Genomic DNA, 21,104 nt, shown 5'->3' on the forward strand with positions numbered 1-21,104 from the left:
CAATCCCCATTACCTGCTCATATAGCCGATCCGGTCGCTTTGCGTCCCTCTCCGGTCACCCACGGTCCGACAATTTCGCTCACGCCGGATTCGCGGAGCGGGACGCATTCGAGGTGTGTCGACAATGGGCGGTGGCCATTCGACCGAGTCTGCGCGGGGTCCACCGCGCCGTCTTCCGCACCTGGGCGGCCGCCTGGGACCGTCGGCCGTTCCTGCTCGCGGTCGACGGCGTCCCGGTGGCGTTCACTTCTCCGCACGGCCGCTTCTACGAGGGCGTGCCGATCTGAGGCGCGTCTTGGAGGGGCACGGGTTCGGGGCGGGGGCAGGAGCCGGCGACCGGGATCGCGGTGCCCTGGGCGGCGGAGTCGAGGAGGGCGGTCATGGTCTCGAGCACGTGGTAGGCGAGCTCGCCGCTGGCGCGGAAGGCGCGTCCCGCGGGAGTGGCCGCCATGTCGGCCAGGCCGTAGCCGCGGGCGGCGTCGCGGTAGCCGGCCGAGACCGGGAGGGTCTGCCATCCGCCGTCGAGCGGGTGGAGCAGGACGTCGCCGTCGAAGTGGTTGGGGTCGGGGACGACGAGTGAGCCGGTGTGGCCGTGGATCTCGATGTTCGCGGCGCGGGTGGCGACCGAGTCGAAGCTCATGACCATGGTGGAGAGGGCGCCGGACTCGTGCTGGAGGACACCGGTGACGTGGGTGTCGATCGCGACCGGGACGGTCTCGCCCGCCCGGGGGCCGGAGCCGATGACGCGCGTGTCGCGGGTGCGGCTCGCCGCGCCGATGACCGAGGCGACCGGGCCGAGGAGGGTCACGAGCGCGCTCACGTAGTACGGGCCCATGTCGAGCAGGGGTCCGCCGCCCGGCTGGTAGTAGAAGTCGGGGTTGGGGTGCCAGCGCTCGTGGCCCGGCGTCATCATCGTCGCGGTGGCGGCGACGGGGGTGCCGATGAGGCCGTCGTCGATGGCCTTGCGGGCGGTTTGGATGCCGGTGCCGAGGACGGTGTCGGGCGCGCAGCCGACGCGGACGCCGGCGGCGCGGGCCGCCTCCAGGATCGACGCGGCTTCGGCGGTGGTGGCCGCGAGCGGCTTCTCGCCGTAGACGTCCTTGCCGTTGGCGATGGCCTTCAGCGCGATGTCGGCGTGCGCGGCGGGGATGGTGAGGTTGAGGACGGCGTCCACGTCGACGTCCGAGAGGAGCTCGTCGACGGTCAGCGCGCGGACGCCCTGGGCGGCCGCGACGGCTTGCGCCCGTTCGGCGTCGAGGTCGGCGACGGCGGTGAGCCGGACGGCGTCGAGCCGTTCGAAGGCGCTCAGGTACTGGCCGGAGATCGCTCCGACGCCGATGATGCCGATCTTCAGCGGCTGGCCCACAGGATGCCCCTCTCGATGATGGTGCGGACGTTCGCGTCGGCGAGGACGCCCATGTCGTGGCCGGGGGTGGCCACGAAGATGCGGCCCCGGCCCCAGAGGCGGGTCCAGACGGCCGGGCAGGTGACCGGCCGGTGCCACGGGTGGTACGCGGTGACGGGGATCGTGGTGGTGGCGAGGACGTCGTTGTACTCGTCCGAGAGGACCCAGTACTGCTCGGTGTGGAGGTCGAAGTCCTTGATGCCCTTGACGATCGGGTGGTCGGCCTGTTCGGGCACGATGTTGACCGTGTAGTGCGTGAAGCAGTCGGCGGCCTCACCCTTGAGCTCCTCGCGCGGGGCGCGGGTGGGGTGGGTCGCGAACTGGCCGCCGATGAACTGGAGGTAGTCGGAGCTGTTGCGGTAGGAGTCGGCGATGCCGCCGTGCCAGCCGGCCATGCCGGCGCCGTTCTCGACGGCGGCGATGAGGCCGCGGAGCTCGTCGTCGTCGATCTTGTTCATGGTGTTGGTCTGGACGATGACGTCGGCCGTCGCCATGTAGTCGGCGTCGGCGTAGACGGCGGTGGTGTCCTCGACGCGGATCTCGTAGCCGTGCTCGGTGAGGAACGGCAGGAACGAGTCGGTGGCCTCGACGGGCTGGTGCCCGTCCCATCCGCCGCGCACGACGAGCGCGCGCTTGGTGCCTGATGACATGCGACAGCTCCCAAAAGTTGCGCAACTTCAACGCCGGTCCGGCGCCTGGCGTTCATTATTGCAAGAGTTTCGCGCGATAGCCACCGCCAATCCGCCGTCAGATGTTGCGCAAATTTCAGGCCGGTCGGTATGCTCTCGGCATGAAGCGACGGACGACTCTCGCCGATGTGGCCGAGGCGGCCGGCACGACGGTGCCGACCGCTTCGAAGGTCCTCAGCGGACGCTCGGACGTCTCCGCCGAGACCCGGGCCCGCGTGATGCGGGCCGTGGCCGAGCTGGGCTACCGCGGGCGCTCGGGACGCGGCGCGGTGCCGCGCATCGACCGTCCCTCGCTTGTGGACCTGGTCTTGAGCGGTGTCGAAGGGACGTGGGCGAACCGGGCGCTCAGCGGCGTCGAGCGGGCCGCGACGGCGGCCGGGGTCGACCTCGTGGTCTCGGTGGCGCGCGGGGACGGCGCCTGGCTGACCCGGCTGCTGGAGCGGAACCTGCGCGGCGCGGTGCTCGCGCTGGTCGACGTCACCGCCGAGCAGCTCGCCACGCTGGCCGCCGCGCAGGTCCCGGTCGTCCTGCTCGACCCGGTGACGCAGCCGCCGAGCACCGTGGCGAGCGTGGGCGCCGCGAACTGGGCCGGCGGGCGCGCCGCCGCCGAGCACCTCATCGAACTCGGCCACGACCGGCTCGCGGTCCTCGGCGGCGATCGCGGGGCGCTGTACAGCCAGGCCCGCATCGACGGGTTCCGCTCGGCCGCAACCCAGGCGGGAACGAGACCGGTCCGGGTGCGGCACGTCGAATGGACCGAGAGCGGCGCGGCGGAGGCGGCGGCCGAACTGCTGAGCGGCGCCGACCGGCCGACGGCGCTGTTCGCGTGCACCGACAACATCGCCGCCGGCGTGTACGACGCCGCCGAGTCGCTGGGCCTGCGCATCCCCGAGGACGTCAGCGTCGTCGGCTTCGACGACCTGCCCGAGGTGCAGTGGCTGCGGCCGGCGCTGACGACGGTGCACCAGCCGATCGCCGAGATGGGCGAGGCCGCGATGCGGATGCTGCTGCGGATCATGGCCGACCCGCCGCGGGACGCCCCCCGGGAGGAGCTGGCGACCCAGCTCGTCGTCCGCGGCTCCACCGGGAGCCCGTGACGAGCCGCTCGCCCTGCGCTCATGTTTGGGGAGTAACCATGTCGCTCCAGTGCATTAGGGTAGAGCCAGTCACACGGGGGCGATTCGGTTTTCAGTGGGAGCGACCAATTGCGCACTGGGCAGGTTGTGGGCGGTCGGTACCGGCTCGAGGCGCGCCTCGGCTCGGGCAGCCAGGGGGAGGTGTGGCGTGCGGCGGACATGCGGCTGCATGACCGCGCCGTCGCGCTCAAGCGGGCGTTGACCGGCGGTGACGCGGCCGCGGCGGCGAAGGTCCGCAAGGAGTCGGCGGCCCTCGCGAGCCTGAACCACCCCAACGTGGTCACCGTCCACGACACGTTCCAGGAACCCGACGACGGCGACTGGTGGATCGTCATGGAGTACGTCGGCGGCCGCTCGCTCGCCGAGATCGGCACCGTGTCCGCCGCCGAGGCCGCCCGGTACGGGGCGCAGCTCGCCGGCGGTCTGGAAGCGGTGCACGCCAAGGGGATCCTGCACCGCGACATCAAGCCCGCCAACGTCCTGGTGACCGAGCAGGGCCAGGCGAAGCTCGCCGACTTCGGCATCGCCCGCCAGGTCCACGCCGAGCCGACCCTCACCGGCACCGGGGCGGTCACCGGCACCCCCGGGTACGTCGCGCCCGAGGTCGTGCGCGGCGGCAAGTACACCGCGGCCGCCGACGTGTTCTCCTTGGGCGCCACCTTGTTCCACGCCGTCGAGGGCACCTCGCCGTTCGGGGAGGGGAACGCGCACTCGCTGCTGTGGCGGACCGCCCAGGGCCGGCGGGTCGAGCCGAAGCGGACTGGAGCGCTCGAGCCGGTCCTCGACCGACTCCTCGAACCGGACCCGAAGCGGCGCATCGGCATCGGTGCGGCGCGGGTCGAGCTCGGCCGGATCTCCGGGCAGCCGGAGGCCGGGGCCGCGCGGATCCCGGGCCGGCGGCGCCGGTGGATCTGGGCCGCGGCGGCCGCATCGGCGCTGGCCGTGCTGGCGGCGGCCGTGTGGCCCGCGCTGCGGCCGGCCGAGTCCGGCGGCGAACCGGGCGAACCGCCGACGGGCGTCGTCGAGGACTACATCGGCGACCCGGCGACCGCCGACCCGTGCGCACTGCTCGACGTCGACGCGCTCGGCGCATACGGGAGCACCCGCGTCGACACCAACCACGGCGGCTGGGAGCACTGCAACGTCTTCATCGACACCGACACCGGATACGTCGACGTCGAGCTGTACTTCTACACCAGCGAGCAGGAGCCCGAGCAGGGCGAGACCTCGATGGTCGGCCCGATCGGCCTCATCCGCCACGAAGGCGACCACGAGGAGTGCGAGCGGAGCCTGATCCTGCCCGACGGGTCGAACATCATCTCCGTGGACGCAGGCCAGGACGAGAGCGGCGGCGCCGACCTGTGCGCCATCGCCGACACCGCCGCCGACGGCGCGCTCGCGGTCCTCGCCGACGGCCCGGTCCCCCGCCGCCCCGAGCTGCCCGATGCCGCTTCGACCTTCGGCCTCGACGCCTGCGGCCTGCTCGACGACGCGGCGCTCGAACGCTTCCCGGGCGTCAACGCCCACGAGCCGTACCGGGGCTTCGGTTCCTGGCGGTGCGAGTGGTACTCGACCACGAGCGACCGGAAGCTCCGCGTCAACTTCGACTTCGACGACCCGCCGACGGCCGACGACGGCGACCTGCTCGAACTCGCCGGCCGGACGGCCGTGGTCGAGGGCGACCACTGGGGCGAGGGCACGTGCCTCGTCACGGTCGTCAACCGCCGGTACCCCAGCCCGGACGGCGACGGCACCACCGTCGCCGAGAACGTCCGCGTCATGGTCTTCGGCGAGGCCGAGGACACGCAGGAGTCGATGTGCGAGCTGGCCGTCGCGATGGCCGAGCCCGCGGCGGCGTCGCTGCCATAGAACGCGCCTCCCGCCGGCTCGGGAGTGGTCCCGAGAACCGCATGGCAGGGTGGAACCGGAAAGCGATCCGGAGGGACGACATGACCGACATCTCCCTGACCGAGGGCCTGGAGCCCCTGCCGGCCGACCACGCGAGCCTCGCGTTCGGGGTCGCCGACACCACCCCGGGCACGATCTACGCGCTCTCCGTCTCCGGCGGGGTGCGCTTCCGGCCCAAAGAGGAAAGGGTCGTCCTCTTCGGACGGAACCGTCCCGAGGTGCACGTGTGCGTCGGCGAGGACGACCGCCGCGTCAGCCGCAGCCACGGCCGCCTGGCCCGCCGCGGCGACCACTGGTGGCTCACCAACACCGGTCACCTGCCGATCCAGCTCCCGGGATCGCGCACGCTCTTCCCCGAGGACGAGCCGTTCCCGATCCCGACCGGCTACACGCCGGTGTTCATCAGCGGTACGGCCCGCCGCCGCCACCTCGTCGAGGTGTACGTCTCCGGCGACGACGGCCGGCTCCCGCCGCCCGCGCCCGGTGCGGCCACCCTGAAGGACCGGCCGTGGCGGCTCGACGCCGACGAGCGGCTCGCACTGGTGTGCCTGGCGCAGCGGTACCTGCTGCACGAGGCGTATCCGCAGCCGGTGTCGTGGAAGCAGGTCGCGGCCGAGCTGAGCGAGCTCGGCTTCGAGGGCAACTGGCGGCCCAAGCGGGTCGAGCACCTGGTGGCGAAGGTCCGCCAGCGCCTGTCCGGCGCCGGGGTCCCCGGCCTGACCCGCGAGGAGGTCGGCGAGCCGGTCGGGAACATGCTGAACCACAACCTCATCACCGAGCTGCTGCACACCCGGACCCTGGTCCCGCCGGACCTGCGGATCCTCGGCGACGACTGAAGGGGCCGCGCCGGGAGACGGGCGCCGCTCAGTCCTGGAGGCGCTCGAAGACGCTGCGGACGTCCGCATCGCTCACCTCGGCCTCGACTTCGCTGGGCGGGCCGAGATCGGTGTAGTAGTAGGTGTACTGGAGGATCTCGGGGCACGGGTCCCCATTGAACTGCACGGTGTACGAGTCGACCGCCTGGCCGGTGCGGAGCTGGTAGACGGTGACGTCGAAGCGGGTGGCGTAGAAGCTGACCTCGTCGTTGATGTAGGGGCTGAAGTTGCCTTCGTAGTAGCAGGATTCGAGGTACCGGCCGCGCTTGGGCCCGTCGACGCAGACGATGATCTCGGTCTCTTCGAGGGTCGCGGCGGTCCAGCTGTCGGGGAGGCCGTACTGGTCGGGTGAGAGGCCGACCGTCCGCATCGGATGCGGGCTGGGTCCGCCGTACGGAGGCGCGTCGCGCCACGGGGCCGGGCTCTCGCAGTAGGTGCCGGCGTCGAGGAGTGCTTCGACGTGCTCGAACTCGATCTGCGACTCGACGGCGTAGAGCTCGTCCACGGCGAACGCGGTTTCAGCGTGGTCGGGGTGCTCGGCGAGGAAGCGCTCGTAGGTCTGCTGCGCCCCGGTGAGGTCGCCGTTCCGGGCTCGTTCGCGGGCGCAAGCGAGGAGGTGCAGGGGCACGGCCGGGGCGGCCGCGGCGACCGGCTCGGTGAGCTCGGGCGCTTCCCAGCTCTGCGTCCGGATCCAGTCGTCGATCGCGACGGCGTCGCAGTGCGGGATGCCGTCGAGGCCGGCCATCAGGTCCTCGACCGCGCCGCGGACGCGGTCCTCTTGGCCCGGTTCGGTGTCGAGGGTGGCGACGAGCTGCTGGAAGCCGTGGTCCAGGCTGCCTTCGGTGTTCTCGCGGTCGAGGGCGGCGTCGAAGAGCATGGCGGCGCGCTCGGGTCCGGCGCCGTCCCAGAGTGCTTCGGAGTCGTCCATGTAGGTCGCCATGATGGCGGCGCCTTCGATCGACCCTGCGGCCCGGGCCTCGTTCAGGAGGCGGCACGCCTCGAGCTGCTCGTTGCCTTCGATGACCATGGCGCCGAATGCGACGCGGTGGCCGGCGTCGAATCCTTCGAGGGTGTCGACGGCGGTCTCGCAGTCGCCCGCTGCGTGTGCGCCCTCGGCGTCGCGGACTGTGAGCCAGGCGTCGGTGCGCAGTACGACGAGGCCGAGCAGGACGAGCGCGGCGGCGCCGACCGCGAGGTGGCGTTCGCGGCGGCGGCCGGCGGTGTCGAGCAGGTTTGAGTCGTGCCCGCGCGTGAGGTACCAGGCATGCATGCACATCGCGAGCCACCAGAGTCCGAACAGGAGCCGCCAGGTCAGGTTTCCGGGGTCGGTGGCGAGGAGGAGCAGGAGGATCGCCGTTCCGGTGATCGCCGCGGCGGACAGGCGCGGGCGGAGCATGAGCATGTAGCCGAGCCCGAATGCCGTGGCGTTCCCCGCGACGGCGGCGATCGAGTCCGCCGGCCGAGGGCCGGAGGGGCGCTTGCCGAGCTGCGCGAGCCGGGGCTTCCGCTCGTAGCGCCGCTTCCGTTCGAACCGGGGCGGCAGCGGCTCGGTCGGCACCTCCGGCATGAACAGCTGCGTCGGCTCCTCGCCGGGCGGGAACCGCGAAGGCGGGAACAGCGGCGGCGGAGTCTGCGAGGGCGGGAACGCGGGGGGCGGCACCTGCGCGTTCGGGAACGGCGGCGACGAGGACTGGGGCGGCTGCGGCTGGGAAGGCGGCGGCTTGGAAGGCGGCGGCTCCATCTCGGGGTACACGGCACACTCCTCGATCGGCGGTCCCCCAAGGACACCACGACCCGGCCGGGACCGGTCCCGGCCGACGGGGCCCCGCCGCGCGTCGCATTCGACTCGATTCCCGGCGCTCGGAACGCCGATCCGCGAGACTGCTTCCATGCTTCTCGTCGTTCAGATCTTCGCGGCGCTCGCCGGGCTCGTCCACGTCTCCATCTTCGTGATGGAGAGCCTGCGCTTCGCCGACCCAAAAGTCCACAAGGGCACGTTCAAGACCGACCCGGCCGACCTCGCGGCGGTCGCGCCGTGGGCGTACAACCAGGGCTGGTACAACCTGTTCCTCGCGATCGGGGCGCTCCTGGGCGCCGCGCTGGTGCGGGCCGAGCCCGCGGTCGGCTGGACGCTCGTCGTCTCGGCGTGCGGCTCGATGCTCCTGGCGGCGCTGGTCCTGGTCGCACGGGACCGCTCGATGGCCTCGGCGGCGCTCAAGCAGGGACTGTTTCCGCTGCTCGCACTGGTCTTCTCGGTGACGCAGCCGTGATCTTGTAGGCTGGCGGCGCCCCTCTGCGATGTGCCCTCGACGACTGGAGTCCCCCATGGCTTATCCGCCCGCCCAACCGCACGTGCTCAAGGTCCGGTACAAGACCTGGTACCCCGTGACGCTCACCGTCGTCGGCGCCGTGTGGGCCGTGGTCGGGGTGTTGAACCTGCTGACCGGCGCGTTCGCGATCGGCCTCGTGACCGGGCCGCTGTTCCTGCTCATCGGCATTCTGACGTTCACGAACCCGTACCTCTCGTACGACTTCGCGACCGGCGCGGTGCACCTCCACTCGCCGCTCGGGTTCCGGGCGGCGACGTACGGCCCGCCGAAGGGCGAGCGGCTGTGGTTCGACGGCACCGACCTGCTGCGGATCCTGCCCAACGGAAAGCAGAAGCGCGTGAACCTGCGGCTCTGCCGGCCGGAGGAGACGGCGCCGGTGCTCCAGGCGGTCACCGCGGCCCAGCAGCAGCAGGTGCAGTAGGCCGCGATGGACGACCGGCGGCTGGTGAAGGTCTCGAAGTACCTGTCGCGCCACCTGCGGCACGACCCGCAGCGGCTCGGGATCGAACTCGACGAGCAGGGCTGGGTCGATGTGGACGTGCTGCTCGCGGCCCTCGAACGGCAGCGCTTCAGCCTGACGCGCCAGGAACTCGAAGAGGTCGTGGCCCGCAACGACAAGCAGCGGTATGCGATCCGCGACGGCCGCATCCGCGCCAACCAAGGCCACACGGTCGACGTGGACCTGGGCCTGGAGCCGGTCAAGCCGCCCGCGGAGCTGTTCCACGGCACCGCGGAGGGGTACGTCGACGCGATCCGCGAGGAGGGCCTGAAGGCGATGGCCCGCCACGCCGTGCACCTCTCGCCCGATTACGCGACCGCCGTGCGGGTCGGTTCGCGCCGCGGCAGGCCGGTGGTCCTGGTGGTCGCCGCGGGCCGCATGGCCGCGGACGGCCACGAGTTCTTCCGGTCGGAGAACGGCGTCTGGCTGACCGATCACGTTCCGGCCTGGGCGATCGCGTTCCCCGACTGACACCGCCCCGCAGACATGAAGGGGCCGCCGTCCGCGAGGACGGCGGCCCCTTTCCGCTGCGCGCTAGACCATTTCAGCTGCGCGGTCAGACCGCGGCGGGGACCGGTTCCGCTCGGGCCGCTTCGGTGCTGCGGACGCGGATCACGGCGATGGCGACGATCAGGGCGACGGCCACCATGACCGCGGCGACGCCGTAACCGAGCCGGAAGCCCCCGGTGAGGGCCTCGGCCTGGGCGGCGCCGCCGTCCAGGAGCGCGTCGGTGCGGGCGGCGACCGCGGTGCTGATGACCGCGAGCCCGACCGCGCCGCCGACCTGCTGGGCGGTGTTGAACAGGCCGGAGGTGACGCCGGCGTCCTCGGGCTTGGAGTCGGCCATGCCGAGGGTCATCAGGGCGGGCATGGTCAGGCCGAAGCCGAGCGGGGCGGTGATCATGCCGGGGAGCACGTCCACCAGGTACGAGCCGTCGGGGCGCATCTGCGCGAAGAGGACGAACCCGACGACCATGACGGTGAGGCCGGCGATGGCGAGCTTCCGCGGTGCGACGCGGGTGAGCAGCCGCGGGGCGACCCACATGGACACCGCCGCGATGACCAGCGGCGCGGGCAGGAACGCGATGCCGGCGGTCAGCGCGTCGAACTCGAGGACCTGCTGGAGGTAGAGCACGGTGAAGTACATGAACCCGAACGCGGCGCCGACCATGAGGGCTTGGGCGATGTTCGCTCCGGCCACGCTGCGGGAGAACATGATCCGCATCGGGACCAGCGGCGTCGCGGCCTTGGCCTGGCGGACGAAGAACCCGGCCAGGAGCAGCGCGGCCAAGGCGCCGAAGCCGATGGTGCGGGCCGAGTCCCAGCCCTGGTGCTCGACCTCGATCAGGGTGTAGACGGCGAGCATGACGCCGGCGGTCACGAGCACCGCGCCGAGGACGTCGGCCCCGGCCCGCAGGCCGATGCCGCGGTCGTTCTCGAGCAGGCGCCAGGCGAGGACGGCGACGATGAGGCCGAGCGGCACGTTGATGAAGAAGATCGACTCCCAGCCGACGGATTCGGTGAGGACGCCGCCGATGACGCTGCCGAGCGCGCCGCCGCCGGCCGAGGCGAACCCGAAGGCGCCGATGCCCTTCGCCTGCTCCGCGGGTTCGGGGAGCAGCATCACGACCATGCCCAGGAGCCCGGCGGAGGCGATCGCGCCGCCGATGCCCTGCACGAACCGGCCGGCGAGCAGCAGGGACTGCGTGTCGGCGAACCCGATGGCCGCCGAGGAGAGCGTGAACAGCGCCAGGCCGGCGATGAACACCCACTTGCGGCTCAGCAGGTCGCCGAGCCGGCCCGCGAGGAGCAGCAGGCCGCCGAAGGGGATCACGTAGGCGTTGACGGTCCAGACCAGGTTCGACTGGGAGAAGCCGAGGTCCTCGCGGATGGCGGGGAGCGCGATCGTCACGATGTTCTGGTCGAGGATGATCATGACCTGCGCGGCGAGCAGGACCAAGACGGTGAGCCAGCGGCGGCTGCGGCTCGTTTCGGTGGACATTGCGGGCTCCTTGCGTTCATGGGGAACGATTTGTTCCTGGAGCCATCATGTGTTCCAATGGAGGAATCCGGAAGAAGGCACTTTGATGTACCGGGGGATACACGGATGTTCCTCTCCAGGCCATCCCCCGCGTACGCCTCGCAGTGAAGTGGAGCACATGCCATGAAAGACGAGTGCGGCGACGCCCCGATGTCCGACGTCCAGGTCGAGGCGTGCCCGATCGTCCAGATCATCGACCGGGTCGCCGGCAAGTGGTCCGTGTCGATCCTGGTCGCGGCCATCCGCAACCCGGTCCGCTACACCGAGCTCGAGCGCAGCATCCCCGGCATCAGCCGGCGCATGCTCACGCTGACCCTCCGGAACCTGGAGCGCGACGGCCTCCTCACCAGGACGGTCTACCCGACCGTTCCGCCGAAGGTCGAGTACAGCGCCACCGACTCCGCCCGCGAGCTCTACGGGCACCTCACCGGCCTGCTCGACTGGGCCGAGCGCCACCGCCCCGACATCATCGAGGCGCGCGAGCGCTACGACGCCGCGCTCGTGGCCGCCGCGTAGCGTCCGGACGACTCAGCCGCGCAGCCATACCCGCAGCGGCCCGACCGGCTCGAACCCGTGCCGCACGGCCGCTGCGAGGTCCTCGCCGTGCTCGTAGCCGACCGCCGGCACGCCGGGGAACAGCCGGTGGACGGCTTCGAGGACCACCGGCCAGGCGGCGTCGGGGCCGCCTTGCGCCGCAAAGACGTTCGAGACTCCCACGACGCCCTCGCTGCGGTTCAGCACCGCTCCGGCGGCCACCCGCCCGTCGGCGGACAGGCCCGAGACCACGAACACGTCCGGGTCGGCGAGCAGCTCGGGCCGGAACAGGTCGGCGTTCCCGTCGCCGCCGTCCCAGGCGAGCGCCCAGGCGCGCAGGGCGTCCGGGTCGTCGGCCACCGCCCAGGCCGAGCCGGTCGGTGCCGCGGGCGCTCCGGCCGGCCGGTGGATCCACTGCGCTTCGAAGAGCACGCGGAAGCCGTGCGGGCGCAGGTCGAGGTCGGCGAAGCTGTCCTTGACGGAGGCTCCTGCGCCGACGTCGATGCGCGCCAGCAGCTTCGCTGCGTCGGCGTCCGGTGCCAGCGTCACCGCGTCCGGGTAGAAGACCGGCGTGCGCACCGGCGAGGCCCAGGCGTCGGCCTCGAACTCTCCTGCCATCGCGTGCGCCCTGCACATCGACGCGCACCACTCGGCATTGTTGCGCGCGGCATTGTTGCGGGCGGCGTTGCTGAGGGCGGCATTGTCGCGGGAGGCGCTGTTTCTGGAGGCGCTGTGGCCGGCGGCGGCTTGGACGGGGGACGAATTCGAGGCAGTCACAGGCACCGAGCTTAGAGCGGCCCCCGGTCGGCCGCCGCGGGGTCAGCCCCTGTCGAGCGGATGGTCGACCCACACGTTGGGCTCGACGTAGCAGCCGAGGTCGAGCGCGGTCGAGACGACCAGCGGCGCGAGGCCGCTGCCTTCAGTCCCCGGGGAGCACGGGCTCGTCGCGGCCGAGGCTCGCGTTGCGGACCGTGGCCGGGACCTGGAGCCGCTCGTCCTCGTAGAGGCCGCGGGTCTCGGCGGCCTGCTCGGGGTCGGCGGTCAGCGCGGCGAGCCGGTCGAGGAGTTCGACCAGGTCGGGGCCGATCGTGTCCTCCGGTTCGGGCATGGCGCCCCAGACGTCCCACGGCAGCATCTCCATGTTGGACAATGCGGCCACGTCGCGGATGAGGTTGGCGGCGATCCACCAGTCGCCGAACTCGTCGACGGCGGTGAGGCCGTACCGGTTCGGGTCGTCCTCGCCGGAGCGGCAGCGCCGCCAGGCGTCGCCGGCGACGATGAACTGGTCGCGGGGAACGTCGGTGACGTCGATCTCGGTGCCGAACAGTTCGCGCTGCCGCGCGTCGATCTGGGCGTCGGCGAGGATCCAGCGCTGCTCCTCGGCGTTCCAGTACTCGGCCGCCCAGTGGTCCTCCATGGCGGGCACGCCGAAGTAGGCGCCGAACCCGCAGCGGGCGCGGGCCGGGACGCCGTGGGCGCGCAGGGCCGCGACGGCCAGGACGGTGAAGTCGCGGCAGGTCCCTCCGACCCGCTCGCCGGCCTCGCGGGCCTCGGTGAGGGGCCGGCCGTCGGCGAGGAGGCGCCCGAGGAGGGCTTCGGCGCGGCGGAGGTTGGCGGTCTCGCCGTGCTCGGACCGGTGCTCCACTTCGTAGGCCCAGGTGAGGTGCTGGTGGATGAGCAGGCCGTGGAGGGCGTCCAGGAGCGCGGGGACGTCCTTGGGCAGCTCGCGGAGCGCGTCGAGGTGCGCTCCGGCGTCGGTGAAGGGCCCGGGTTCGGTGTAGTAGGCGAGGTCGTCGGCGGCGGTCACGGTCGGCTCCGATCGGTGCATACGCCGACCGTACCGCCCGGGTCCGACAGGCGCGGTCAGCCGATCGCGGCCCGCAGTTCGGCGACGCGCGCGGTCGTCGCGGCGTCCAGCGGGGTGAAGACCGTCATCCGGACGCCGTACTCGGGCTGCAGCCACATCCGCTCCGCGGCGAACCGCAGCTCGCCCACGATCCGGTTGCGGAAGACCTTCTCCGGCTTCACTGCGGCGGCCACGTCGTAGCGGTTCCAGAGCTCGCAGAACTCCGGCGAGGCCGCCCGCAGCCGGTCCACCATGGAGCTCCACTGCGGCTCGTCGAAGTGCGCGGAGCCGGCGTTGCGGAAGTTCGCGACCATGAGTTCGAGCGTCGCCTCGCGTTCGACCAGCGCCGCCCGCCAGTCCGCGTCGGTGAACGCCAGCCACATGCAGTTGCGGTCGCCGGGCGGGACCCGGTCGAGGTCGCACAGGAGCTGCCCGAACGTGCGGTTGTACGCGAGCAGGTCGTAGCGGAGGTTCTGCACCGACGCGGGGAACGGCTCGAGCTGCTCCAGGATGGTGCGCACCGACTCGGGCACCTCGAAGCGGAACTCGCGCGGCAGCGGGTCCACCGCGCCCGCCAGCGTGAACAAGTGCGCCCGCTCGGAGGGGTCGAGGCGCAGGGCGCGGGCGACCGCGTCGAGGACCTGCGCCGAGGCCGAGATGTCGCGGCCCTGCTCGAGCCAGGTGTACCAGGAGACGCCGACCGCGGCGAGCTGGGCGACCTCCTCGCGGCGCAGCCCCGGGGTGCGGCGCCGCCGGCCCGGCGGCAGGCCCACCTGCTCGGGCGTCAGGCGCTCGCGCCGGGACCGCAGGAACTCGGCCAGTTCGCGCCGGCGCGGCGAGGCGGTGTGCACGGATCCGGCGGTCATCGTTGCCATCGCTCCAGCATGCCTCGCTGAACGCGCCGCAGCCAGGTGGTCCTGGTCCCCGGATAACGGCGATCAGGTACCGGGACCGGCGGCGGTCCAGGCTCGGTGCATGACGCAGATTTCGACCGCGCCCCCGCAGGCGCCGCCCGCTCCCGTGCTCTCCGGCGCGGGGCTGTTCGCCGTGCTCCTCGCCACCACGCTCTCCACTATGGATGCGTTCATCGTCAATGTCGCCCTGCCCTCGATCGGCGCCGAACTCGGGGCCGACCCGGCCGCCCTGGAACTGGTCGTCGCCGGGTACGCGACCTCGTACGCCGCGCTCATGGTCCTCGGCGGTCGGCTGGGCGACGCGCACGGCCGCCGCCGCATGATGGTCCTGGGCCTCATCGGGTTCGGCGCGGCCTCGCTGCTGTGCGGGCTCGCGGTCTCGCCGGCGATGCTCGTGGCCGCGCGCGTCGCGCAGGGCGCGGCCGCGGCCCTGCTGCTGCCGCAGGGCATGGCCACCATCCAGGCGACCACGTCGGGCCCGCAGCGGGCCCGCGCGATGGGCCTGTTCGGGGCGACCGTCGGGCTGGCGCTGGCATTCGGGCAGATCCTCGGGGGCCTGCTCGTGGCGGCCGACGTGGCCGGCACCGGCTGGCGGGCCGCGTTCCTCATCAACGTCCCGGTCGTGGCGGTAGCCGCGGTGCTGCTGGTGCGCAGCGTCCCCGACACCCGCTCGGAGCGGCCCGCGCCGCCCGACCCGCTCGGGGCCCTGCTGCTCGGCGCGGCGATGGTGCTGCTGCTCGCGCCGCTCACCGAGGGCCGGGCCGCGGGCTGGCCGGCCTGGTCGTGGATCTGCCTGGCGGCGTTCCCCGTCGCGGCCGGGGCGTTCCTGGCGACGCAGCGGCGGGCCGAGCGGTCGGGCCGTGTGCCGCTGCTGCCGCCCAGCCTCCTCGCGCTGCCGGGGATGCGCCGGGGCGTCCCGGTGATGATGCTGTCGATGGCCGGTTTCAGCGGGTTCCTGTTCACCGCCGCGGTCTCGCTCCAGAACGGCCTCGGCCTGGGCCCGGTGGCCGCCGGGTGCGCCCTCGTGCCCTATGCGCTCGCGTTCTTCGCGAGCTCGACCCTCGGGCCGCGCCTCGCGCCGCGGCTCGGAGGACGCGCCGTCACGATCGGCATCGGCGTCCAGGTCGCCGGACTCGTCAGTCTGGTGTGGACGGTGGCGTCATCGTGGTCGACGGCCGCGCCCGCGACGACGGTGCTCTGGCTCGCGCCGTCGCTGGCCGTGGTGGGCTTCGGGCAGGGCATGCACCTGCCGGTGCTGTTCCGCGTGGTCCTGGCGGACGTGCCGCCGGAGCGGGCCGGCGTGGGCAGCGGCGCGATGGGCACGAGCCAGCAGATCGCGATGGCCTCCGGACTCGCGCTCCTCGGCGCGCTGTTCCTGCATCTCGAACCGGGCCTCGGCATCGGCGAGGCGTTCGCCTGGACGATCGCGGCCCAGACGCTCTCGGCGGCGGTCAACCTCGGGTTGAGCCTTCGCCTCCGAGACTGAGGCCGCCGTAGCGGGCGGCGAGCGCGGTGGCCCGGTCGCGGAGCGCGGTTCGCAGCGCCTTCGGGGACAGCGCCTCCGCGTCCAGTTCGAGCTGCCACAGCGCCCACTCGGCATGGCGGGCATCTTGGAACGTCACCGCGAGCCGCAGCCAGCCGTCCGCGTCCGGTTCCTCGGCGCGGACGGCCAGCGCGGTGTCCAGCAGCTCCTCGCGCCGGGTGGGGTTCACGCGCACCAGGGCGGTGAGGTGGTCGCCGCCGGAGAGGAACTGCGCGGACCGGTCGCGCCAGATCCGCTCGAGGTCGACCCGGTTCGGCCGCTCGGCCGGTTCGGCGAGGGCTTCGGCGGCGAGCACTCGCGACAGCCGGTAGGTGCGGTCGGCCCCGGACCTCGTCGCGAGCAGGTAGGCGCGGTCCCTGACGGTGACCAGGCCGATCGGGTCCACTGTGCGCCATTCCGGGTCCTGCCCGGTGGCGGCGTAGTTGATGCGGAGCCGCCGTCCGTCGAGGACGGCGCGGCGGACCTCGATCATCGTCTCGGCCGGTACGTCCTCGACGGCCTGCCGACGCGAGAGGAGATCGGTCTCGGGCTCGACGAGGAACCGCTGGGCCGCATCGTTCACGGTGGCCTGGTGGCGCTCGGGCAGCGCGTCGACGACCTTGCGCATGGCCGACGCGAGCGCGGCGCTCAGGCCGAAGACCTGTTCGCCGCGTTGCGATCCCGCGGTGAGCAGGGCGAGGGCCTCGTCGTGGTTGAGCCCGGTCAGCTCGGTGCGGAAGCCCGGCAGGAGCGCGAAGCCGCCGTTGCGGCCGCGTTCGGCGTACACCGGGACGCCGGCCGCGGAGAGGGCCTCGATGTCGCGCAGCACGGTGCGGGTCGAGACCTCCAACTCGGCCGCCAGCGCGTCCGCGGTCATCCGGCCGCGCTGGCGCAGGAGCAGCACCAGGGACACCAGACGATCGGCACGCATGGCGGAAATCTATCAGGAAAACCTGACCGAGGATGTCGTGATTTCCTGACAGGCTCGTGGACGCGGCGTCGACGACGTCGTTTCAACGAACCGAATGGAACAGCAGTGGCAATCGAACGAACGGCAGTCAACCCGGTCACGTGGTCGGTGGAGATGGGCTTCAACCAGGGCGAACTCGTCTCCGGGCAGACCCGGACCCTCTACTGCTCCGGGCAGACCGCGATGAGCGAGGACGGCAAGCCCGAGCACGAGGGCGACATGGCCGGCCAGCTCGCGCTGGCGCTCGCCAACCTGGAGGGCGTCCTCGCCGAGGCCGGCATGTCCCTGGCGGACCTGGTGCGGCTCAACGTCTACACCACCGACGTGGACCTGCTCTTCCAGCACTACGGCGTGCTCGCGGGCAAGCTCGGCGCCTCCGGCGCCGCACCGGCGACCACGATGCTCGGCGTGACCCGCCTGGCGATCCCGGGCCAGATGGTCGAACTCGAAGGTACGGCAGTGGCGTGATGCCGATCGGCTGACGGCGCAGCAAGGCACCGCACCGCAGGCGGGCCCGACTCGAAGAGCGGGCCTGCCTGCGATTCCCGCCCGGTTCCCGGAAGCGCTCAGAACGGAACTCCGGACGGATCTCCGGCAGGACCCTACTCGCGCGCAAGAAAGAGGACCTCCAGCGGCGCTCGGCCTGAAAGGCGGTCCTCGAGCAAGGACGCTCCATCTGCGACCATTCGGAATTCTTCAGCCTCTTCCGGAAAGTCGAGAAGCTCGGATTCGGCGGCGAGCACGAGCGCTGAGGTCCGGATCCTGATGAGCTCGGGACGAGAGGCGCGGACCTGGCGCGACAGGATCGGATGAGCCGTGCTCAGCAGTCGATCCGCAGCGACGGCGGCCCAGTCAGATGGTCCGACTGAGGATTTCAAGATCGTTCGAGCCTCACGGAGACCACGATCGAGCCTGCTCAACCCCTCCAGGTCGCGGTGACCGGTACCGAGTCGCGCGGCAGTAGACAGCGTGATGGCGAAGCGGGATACGATCGCCGCCGAAACATCATGGCTCGGCATGAATCCAGAACCCGATCCTGCGCCGATATACGCCGCTTCCACTTCGGTGAGCGCCCTGTCCAGCGCCAGGCCCATCATCACCGACCTGATCGGCTTACGGTCGGCGACATCCAGGTGCAGCGGATCGAGAATATTGGTGACATCGGTGGGATCGACATCGCCATAGAAATCAACGAGCCCTGCCAGGAGCTGGCTGACCCGTTCCTGAATCCTCGGGTCCCTCTGTACTGAGAGTACTCGGATCCTTCCATTGAGCTCCCTCAACCTGCGAACCCTTCCGGCGAGCACCGAGTTCACGCGATTCCACTCCGAGCCGCAGATCACCCTGGCGATGGAGAGGAGGAGGTCCATTCGATCGCAGATGTCGCCGATCTGATCGAAATCGAGAGATCTCGCATCGGACAGGTGGCGGCCGAGTGCGACCGCCTCGGCCAGACAGAGGCCCACCACAAGCCTGCCCGCATCAGGCAGCAGCTCCGCTGCTTCGGTTTCTTCGATCGAGGCGATGGCTCGGGCCTGGTGAAGAAACGGCATGCGCTCCGGCGCTGCAGTCCCGCTGCCGGAAGCCTCCGGAAAACTGAGGACGGCATTGGCCGTCAGCTTGCGGAAGTGCTCCTTCGGTACCGCAGCGACTTCGTCGGCGGACGCGATTCGGAACCTCGACCCGCTCTCCTCGGCGGCCGCCTCGTTGAACCAGGCGACGAACCGCTCGGCCTCGCCCCGCCACATGCCCAGGGCCGGGCGGTCGGTGTCGGTGCTGAGGGAGTGCAGTCCATCGGGGAGCAAGATTCCGGTGTCCCTGCAGAACAACCAGTACAGGTTCTCCGGGACCGGTTCCGAGCAGACCAGGGTGCCGTTCTCGAGGGCGACCAGCGTCCTGAAGTGACCGGTCGCCAGCGCCCGGGCGACGCGGAGGCGGTGTTCGGGGGTGGCGTCGTCGGCGAAGGCTTGTCGCCGGAACGCGTCGAGCCGCTCGCGGAGGTGTCGGTGGATCTGGCCGTGGTTGCGGATGCAGTCGAACGCCAGCGAGAGTGCGGCGCCGGAGTCGCGCTCGAGGCAGGCTTCGACGATCGCACTCGCATCGGTGTCCGTGACGTACAGCAGGATCGTCTCGCGCCACCAGGGGTTCTCGATCTCGCGGATCAACACCGAGACCAGCCCCTGCGAGCGAATGTGGACGGAGGCCAAATATTCGCAGAGGGTGTGGTGAGTGAACGCGAAGAGGTCGCGTTCGCGTTCGATCAGCAGGCCGCTCGAATCGACGATGCTTTCGAGGAGGGCTTCCGCGGTGACTTCGGCGTCGATGCTCTGCAGCATCCGGTCGAAGACCGCCACGACTTCTGCCCGGGGGAAGTCGCGGGTCTCGCCGAGCATCATCTCGTAGGCCAGCGCGGCGAGGATGCGCTGGCGGACGACGCCGCTCGGCTTGACCTCCAGCTTCTTGGATTCCATACGGCGCCAGAGCATCACATCGCAGACCTGGTTATAGAGGTCGGCCCGTCCTGACGGCAGGGCCCGGCGTTCGCGGTGGACCAGGACCATCATCGTCAGCAGCAGCGGATTGACTGCGAGTTCTTGGAGTGCGGGGGCGCTGACGAGTTGGCCGAGCAGGTCTTCGGCCTCCTCCGAGGCGCGGCGGTCGATCTCGGGGCCGGTCTTGCCGGTGGCGAGCCGCTCCGACGCCAGGCACCAGGTGTGGACGAAGTGCCAGATCTGACCGGTGGTCAGCGGCCGGACCTGGACGACCGTCGCCTGGGGGATGACGGCGGTCTGGTATCCGTGGGGCCGGGAGGTGATCACGAAGTCGTTGGCGGCGTGCTTGCTGATCTGCCGTTCGATCCACTCGGAGACGGCGGTGCGGTCGACCGTGCGGGCGACTTCGTCCAGGCCGTCGAGGAGGACGACGCAGTTCCCTTCGCGCAATTGGACTTCCCACCAGCCGTCGGGTTCGGCGACGGCGAGCCTGCCGACGGCTTCGCGGATCAGGCCGGCCAGATCCAGGTGCCGGTCGGTGGAGATCAGCTCGGCGAAGTCGCGCAAGGCCACCAGCACCGGTATGCGGCGGCGCTGCTCCTGCTTGGGAGCCTTCGCCACTCTGCTCGCGGTGTGGCGCAGCAGGGTGGTCTTGCCGCCGCCTGGGGCCCCGATGACGGCGAGGACGGTGGGCTCCTTGCGGTCGAGGAATTCGTGGATCGGGCGGCGCTCGCGACCGTCGTCGGGGGTGTGCGGAAGGATTCCGCCGGACCTCGCCGAGGGTGAGCCCGGAACGAGGCCGACGTCCACATAGACCGCATCGAGCTCGGGGATGTGGCTCGGGGTGTGGGCGAGGTCGCGGGCGTTGAGGTGGGCGTTCTCTTCGAGGACGTAGCGGCGGTAGTGGCGGGCGTAGCGGGAGACCCTGCGGCCCAGGGCGAGGTCCACGACATTGGCCACTTGTTCGAGGCGCCGGCGGATCGTCTGGTGGGCGACGGATATGACCATGGCTCCGAGAGCGACGACGGTTTCGAAGAGTATGAAGAGGACGACGGCGAGCCAGGGCTCGGCGAGGTTCTGCCGGATCAGGAGCCAGGCAGCGGGCACGCCGGCCAGGCCGAGGATCGAGACGACGACTCTTCCGACAACCGACATCGGCCGACCCCTAAGTGCTCAGAAGACCGCGCGGAGGCATTCGGGCGTGATGCGGAGGCGCAGCCGAGGGATATCGAGCAGCGTACCGAAAGGCGGCGACAGAGCGGGGACTCGACAGCGAAGGGGCGGAGCCGGCTGAACACCGGGACGGCTCGGCCTGATCATGCCGGATGCGTTCCGCCGCAGGCCACTCGTCGGCCTGTGTCCCAGGGCGGCCCGGCCCCCGGGGACGGCGGCGGCGCTGTTGGCGACTTGTCGCCGCGGAAGTGCGCAGGTCCGCCGCCGCCGTCCCTTTGGGGGCTCCGCGGCCGAGCCGGTCGGGCGCGAAGCGGTTCAGGGGCTCAGGTGGTGTCGGGTTCGGCCATGAGGGCCAGGCACTGCTCCATGAGCCAGGGGCACCACTCGTCGCTTTCCCAGGCCGGGGACCATTCCGGGACGCCCTCGGGGTCGTCGTTGAAGCGGCAGCATTCGCGCGGGCCCGCGCCGTCGTCGACGTCGAGGAGGTAGTCGGTCACCGTCAGCGCCCGGCCCGGGTCGGAGCCGAGCCGGTAGAGGGTGAACACCGCCGGCCCGCGCCGGAAGTCGCCGAGGTAGCCGTCCACCCCGGGTTCGCCGTCTGAGCGGAGGTTGTACGGGTCATGGTCGGGCACGGTCGGGTCAGCCATCGCTGTCAGTCTGGGGTCGTACCGTTTGAAGCCACAGGCGGTACACCGGGCAGGACCTGACCTGAGCCATTGCTGGCCTCGGTCGAGTGCCTTCGTTCTGACCTGTCGGTCCTGCCCGTCCAT

Annotated in this window: 20 protein-coding genes; 10 read left to right on the top strand and 10 right to left on the bottom strand. The window is 71.5% G+C overall.

Going from position 1 to position 21,104, the window contains the following annotated elements; all coding sequences use genetic code 11:
* Positions 1-131: 131 nt before the first annotated feature.
* Entirely contained in the window at positions 132-287 is a 156-nt protein-coding gene (locus GFD30_RS10085; RefSeq protein ID WP_153025048.1) for a hypothetical protein, read from the top strand.
* Here the strand turns inward: GFD30_RS10085 and GFD30_RS10090 are convergent.
* Positions 266-1,366: a Gfo/Idh/MocA family protein gene (locus tag GFD30_RS10090; protein ID WP_322633131.1), complete on the bottom strand. Its 1,101-nt coding sequence runs from the start codon at positions 1,364-1,366 to the stop codon at positions 266-268. The genes GFD30_RS10085 and GFD30_RS10090 overlap by 22 nt on opposite strands.
* A complete protein-coding gene (locus GFD30_RS10095; RefSeq protein WP_153025049.1) occupies positions 1,351-2,055 on the bottom strand; it encodes a ThuA domain-containing protein in 705 nt (234 codons plus the stop codon). The genes GFD30_RS10090 and GFD30_RS10095 overlap by 16 nt, the downstream gene beginning before the upstream one ends.
* A 140-nt stretch (positions 2,056-2,195) precedes the next feature.
* Here GFD30_RS10095 and GFD30_RS10100 point away from each other — a divergent pair, with 140 nt between their 5' ends.
* The 3 genes from GFD30_RS10100 (at position 2,196) to GFD30_RS10110 (ending at position 5,974) form a co-directional block, all read left to right on the top strand.
* A complete protein-coding gene (locus GFD30_RS10100; protein WP_153025050.1) occupies positions 2,196-3,191 on the top strand; it encodes a LacI family DNA-binding transcriptional regulator in 996 nt (331 codons plus the stop codon).
* A 108-nt stretch (positions 3,192-3,299) separates the two neighbouring features.
* Positions 3,300-5,099 (top strand): serine/threonine-protein kinase, encoded by a 1,800-nt coding sequence (locus tag GFD30_RS10105; protein WP_153025051.1) that lies wholly within the window; start codon positions 3,300-3,302, stop codon positions 5,097-5,099.
* 80 nt (positions 5,100-5,179) lie between these two features.
* On the top strand, positions 5,180-5,974 hold the full coding sequence (locus tag GFD30_RS10110; RefSeq protein WP_153025052.1) for an FHA domain-containing protein: 795 nt from the start codon (positions 5,180-5,182) through the stop codon (positions 5,972-5,974).
* Positions 5,975-6,002: 28 nt separating this feature from the next.
* Here the strand turns inward: GFD30_RS10110 and GFD30_RS10115 are convergent, their stop codons facing one another.
* Positions 6,003-7,766 (bottom strand): hypothetical protein, encoded by a 1,764-nt coding sequence (locus tag GFD30_RS10115; protein ID WP_153025053.1) that lies wholly within the window; start codon positions 7,764-7,766, stop codon positions 6,003-6,005.
* Positions 7,767-7,902: 136 nt separating this feature from the next.
* Between GFD30_RS10115 and GFD30_RS10120 the strand changes: the two genes are divergently transcribed.
* Genes GFD30_RS10120 through GFD30_RS10130 form a run of 3 tightly spaced genes read left to right on the top strand, consistent with a single transcriptional unit; the run spans position 7,903 to position 9,313 of the window.
* On the top strand, positions 7,903-8,283 hold the full coding sequence (locus GFD30_RS10120; protein ID WP_153025054.1) for a DUF1304 domain-containing protein: 381 nt from the start codon (positions 7,903-7,905) through the stop codon (positions 8,281-8,283).
* 55 nt (positions 8,284-8,338) lie between these two features.
* Complete coding sequence (locus GFD30_RS10125) at positions 8,339-8,764, top strand: hypothetical protein (protein ID WP_153025055.1); 426 nt, start codon at positions 8,339-8,341, stop codon at positions 8,762-8,764.
* Between the two features lie 6 nt (positions 8,765-8,770).
* Positions 8,771-9,313 carry an RNA 2'-phosphotransferase gene (locus GFD30_RS10130; RefSeq protein WP_153025056.1) on the top strand — a complete coding sequence of 181 codons (543 nt, stop codon included), beginning with the start codon at positions 8,771-8,773 and terminating at the stop codon, positions 9,311-9,313.
* A gap of 85 nt (positions 9,314-9,398) precedes the next feature.
* On the opposite strand, the gene GFD30_RS10135 is transcribed toward GFD30_RS10130, so the two are convergent.
* Complete coding sequence (locus GFD30_RS10135) at positions 9,399-10,844, bottom strand: MFS transporter (protein WP_153025057.1); 1,446 nt, start codon at positions 10,842-10,844, stop codon at positions 9,399-9,401.
* Positions 10,845-11,006: 162 nt separating this feature from the next.
* On the opposite strand from GFD30_RS10135, the gene GFD30_RS10140 reads away from it, so the two are divergent.
* Positions 11,007-11,399 carry a winged helix-turn-helix transcriptional regulator gene (locus GFD30_RS10140; protein WP_153025058.1) on the top strand — a complete coding sequence of 131 codons (393 nt, stop codon included), beginning with the start codon at positions 11,007-11,009 and terminating at the stop codon, positions 11,397-11,399.
* Between the two features lie 12 nt (positions 11,400-11,411).
* Here GFD30_RS10140 and GFD30_RS10145 read toward each other — a convergent pair whose 3' ends face one another.
* The 3 genes from GFD30_RS10145 to GFD30_RS10155 all read right to left on the bottom strand — a co-directional run bounded on the left by GFD30_RS10145 (position 11,412) and on the right by GFD30_RS10155 (position 14,129).
* Positions 11,412-12,035: a hypothetical protein gene (locus GFD30_RS10145; RefSeq protein ID WP_227996024.1), complete on the bottom strand. Its 624-nt coding sequence runs from the start codon at positions 12,033-12,035 to the stop codon at positions 11,412-11,414.
* 301 nt (positions 12,036-12,336) lie between these two features.
* Positions 12,337-13,245 (bottom strand): transglutaminase-like domain-containing protein, encoded by a 909-nt coding sequence (locus GFD30_RS10150; RefSeq protein ID WP_153025059.1) that lies wholly within the window; start codon positions 13,243-13,245, stop codon positions 12,337-12,339.
* A gap of 35 nt (positions 13,246-13,280) precedes the next feature.
* Positions 13,281-14,129: a helix-turn-helix transcriptional regulator gene (locus GFD30_RS10155; RefSeq protein ID WP_456071414.1), complete on the bottom strand. Its 849-nt coding sequence runs from the start codon at positions 14,127-14,129 to the stop codon at positions 13,281-13,283.
* Positions 14,130-14,238: 109 nt separating this feature from the next.
* Between GFD30_RS10155 and GFD30_RS10160 the strand changes: the two genes are divergently transcribed.
* Positions 14,239-15,663, top strand: a complete 1,425-nt coding sequence (locus GFD30_RS10160) for an MFS transporter (protein WP_153025061.1) — start codon at positions 14,239-14,241, stop codon at positions 15,661-15,663.
* Here GFD30_RS10160 and GFD30_RS10165 read toward each other — a convergent pair.
* Entirely contained in the window at positions 15,629-16,630 is a 1,002-nt protein-coding gene (locus GFD30_RS10165; protein WP_153025062.1) for a helix-turn-helix transcriptional regulator, read from the bottom strand. The two genes, GFD30_RS10160 and GFD30_RS10165, sit on opposite strands and share 35 nt — an antisense overlap.
* 111 nt (positions 16,631-16,741) lie before the next feature.
* Between GFD30_RS10165 and GFD30_RS10170 the strand changes: the two genes are divergently transcribed.
* Positions 16,742-17,137: a RidA family protein gene (locus GFD30_RS10170; RefSeq protein WP_322633133.1), complete on the top strand. Its 396-nt coding sequence runs from the start codon at positions 16,742-16,744 to the stop codon at positions 17,135-17,137.
* 134 nt (positions 17,138-17,271) lie between these two features.
* Here the strand turns inward: GFD30_RS10170 and GFD30_RS10175 are convergent, their stop codons facing one another.
* Positions 17,272-20,316, bottom strand: a complete 3,045-nt coding sequence (locus GFD30_RS10175) for an NACHT domain-containing protein (RefSeq protein ID WP_153025063.1) — start codon at positions 20,314-20,316, stop codon at positions 17,272-17,274.
* A gap of 341 nt (positions 20,317-20,657) precedes the next feature.
* The gene (locus tag GFD30_RS10180; protein WP_153025064.1) at positions 20,658-20,981 is read right to left on the bottom strand and encodes a hypothetical protein; all 324 of its coding nucleotides are present in this window, start codon (positions 20,979-20,981) and stop codon (positions 20,658-20,660) included.
* Positions 20,982-21,104 lie beyond the last annotated feature (123 nt).

It is taken from the genome of Glycomyces albidus, assembly GCF_009451885.1.
Classification (GTDB): Bacteria; Actinomycetota; Actinomycetes; order Mycobacteriales; family Micromonosporaceae; genus Glycomyces; species Glycomyces albidus.

Coding starts and splice junctions, on each gene's coding strand:
- GFD30_RS10095 (WP_153025049.1), bottom strand. CDS start 2,055: ATGTCATCAGGCACCAAGCGCGCGCTCGTCGTGCGCGGCGGATGGGAC.
- GFD30_RS10100 (WP_153025050.1), top strand. CDS start 2,196: ATGAAGCGACGGACGACTCTCGCCGATGTGGCCGAGGCGGCCGGCACG.
- GFD30_RS10110 (WP_153025052.1), top strand. CDS start 5,180: ATGACCGACATCTCCCTGACCGAGGGCCTGGAGCCCCTGCCGGCCGAC.
- GFD30_RS10120 (WP_153025054.1), top strand. CDS start 7,903: ATGCTTCTCGTCGTTCAGATCTTCGCGGCGCTCGCCGGGCTCGTCCAC.
- GFD30_RS10125 (WP_153025055.1), top strand. CDS start 8,339: ATGGCTTATCCGCCCGCCCAACCGCACGTGCTCAAGGTCCGGTACAAG.
- GFD30_RS10130 (WP_153025056.1), top strand. CDS start 8,771: ATGGACGACCGGCGGCTGGTGAAGGTCTCGAAGTACCTGTCGCGCCAC.
- GFD30_RS10135 (WP_153025057.1), bottom strand. CDS start 10,844: ATGTCCACCGAAACGAGCCGCAGCCGCCGCTGGCTCACCGTCTTGGTC.
- GFD30_RS10140 (WP_153025058.1), top strand. CDS start 11,007: ATGAAAGACGAGTGCGGCGACGCCCCGATGTCCGACGTCCAGGTCGAG.
- GFD30_RS10145 (WP_227996024.1), bottom strand. CDS start 12,035: ATGGCAGGAGAGTTCGAGGCCGACGCCTGGGCCTCGCCGGTGCGCACG.
- GFD30_RS10150 (WP_153025059.1), bottom strand. CDS start 13,245: ATGCACCGATCGGAGCCGACCGTGACCGCCGCCGACGACCTCGCCTAC.
- GFD30_RS10155 (WP_456071414.1), bottom strand. CDS start 14,129: ATGACCGCCGGATCCGTGCACACCGCCTCGCCGCGCCGGCGCGAACTG.
- GFD30_RS10160 (WP_153025061.1), top strand. CDS start 14,239: ATGACGCAGATTTCGACCGCGCCCCCGCAGGCGCCGCCCGCTCCCGTG.
- GFD30_RS10165 (WP_153025062.1), bottom strand. CDS start 16,630: ATGCGTGCCGATCGTCTGGTGTCCCTGGTGCTGCTCCTGCGCCAGCGC.
- GFD30_RS10175 (WP_153025063.1), bottom strand. CDS start 20,316: ATGTCGGTTGTCGGAAGAGTCGTCGTCTCGATCCTCGGCCTGGCCGGC.
- GFD30_RS10180 (WP_153025064.1), bottom strand. CDS start 20,981: ATGGCTGACCCGACCGTGCCCGACCATGACCCGTACAACCTCCGCTCA.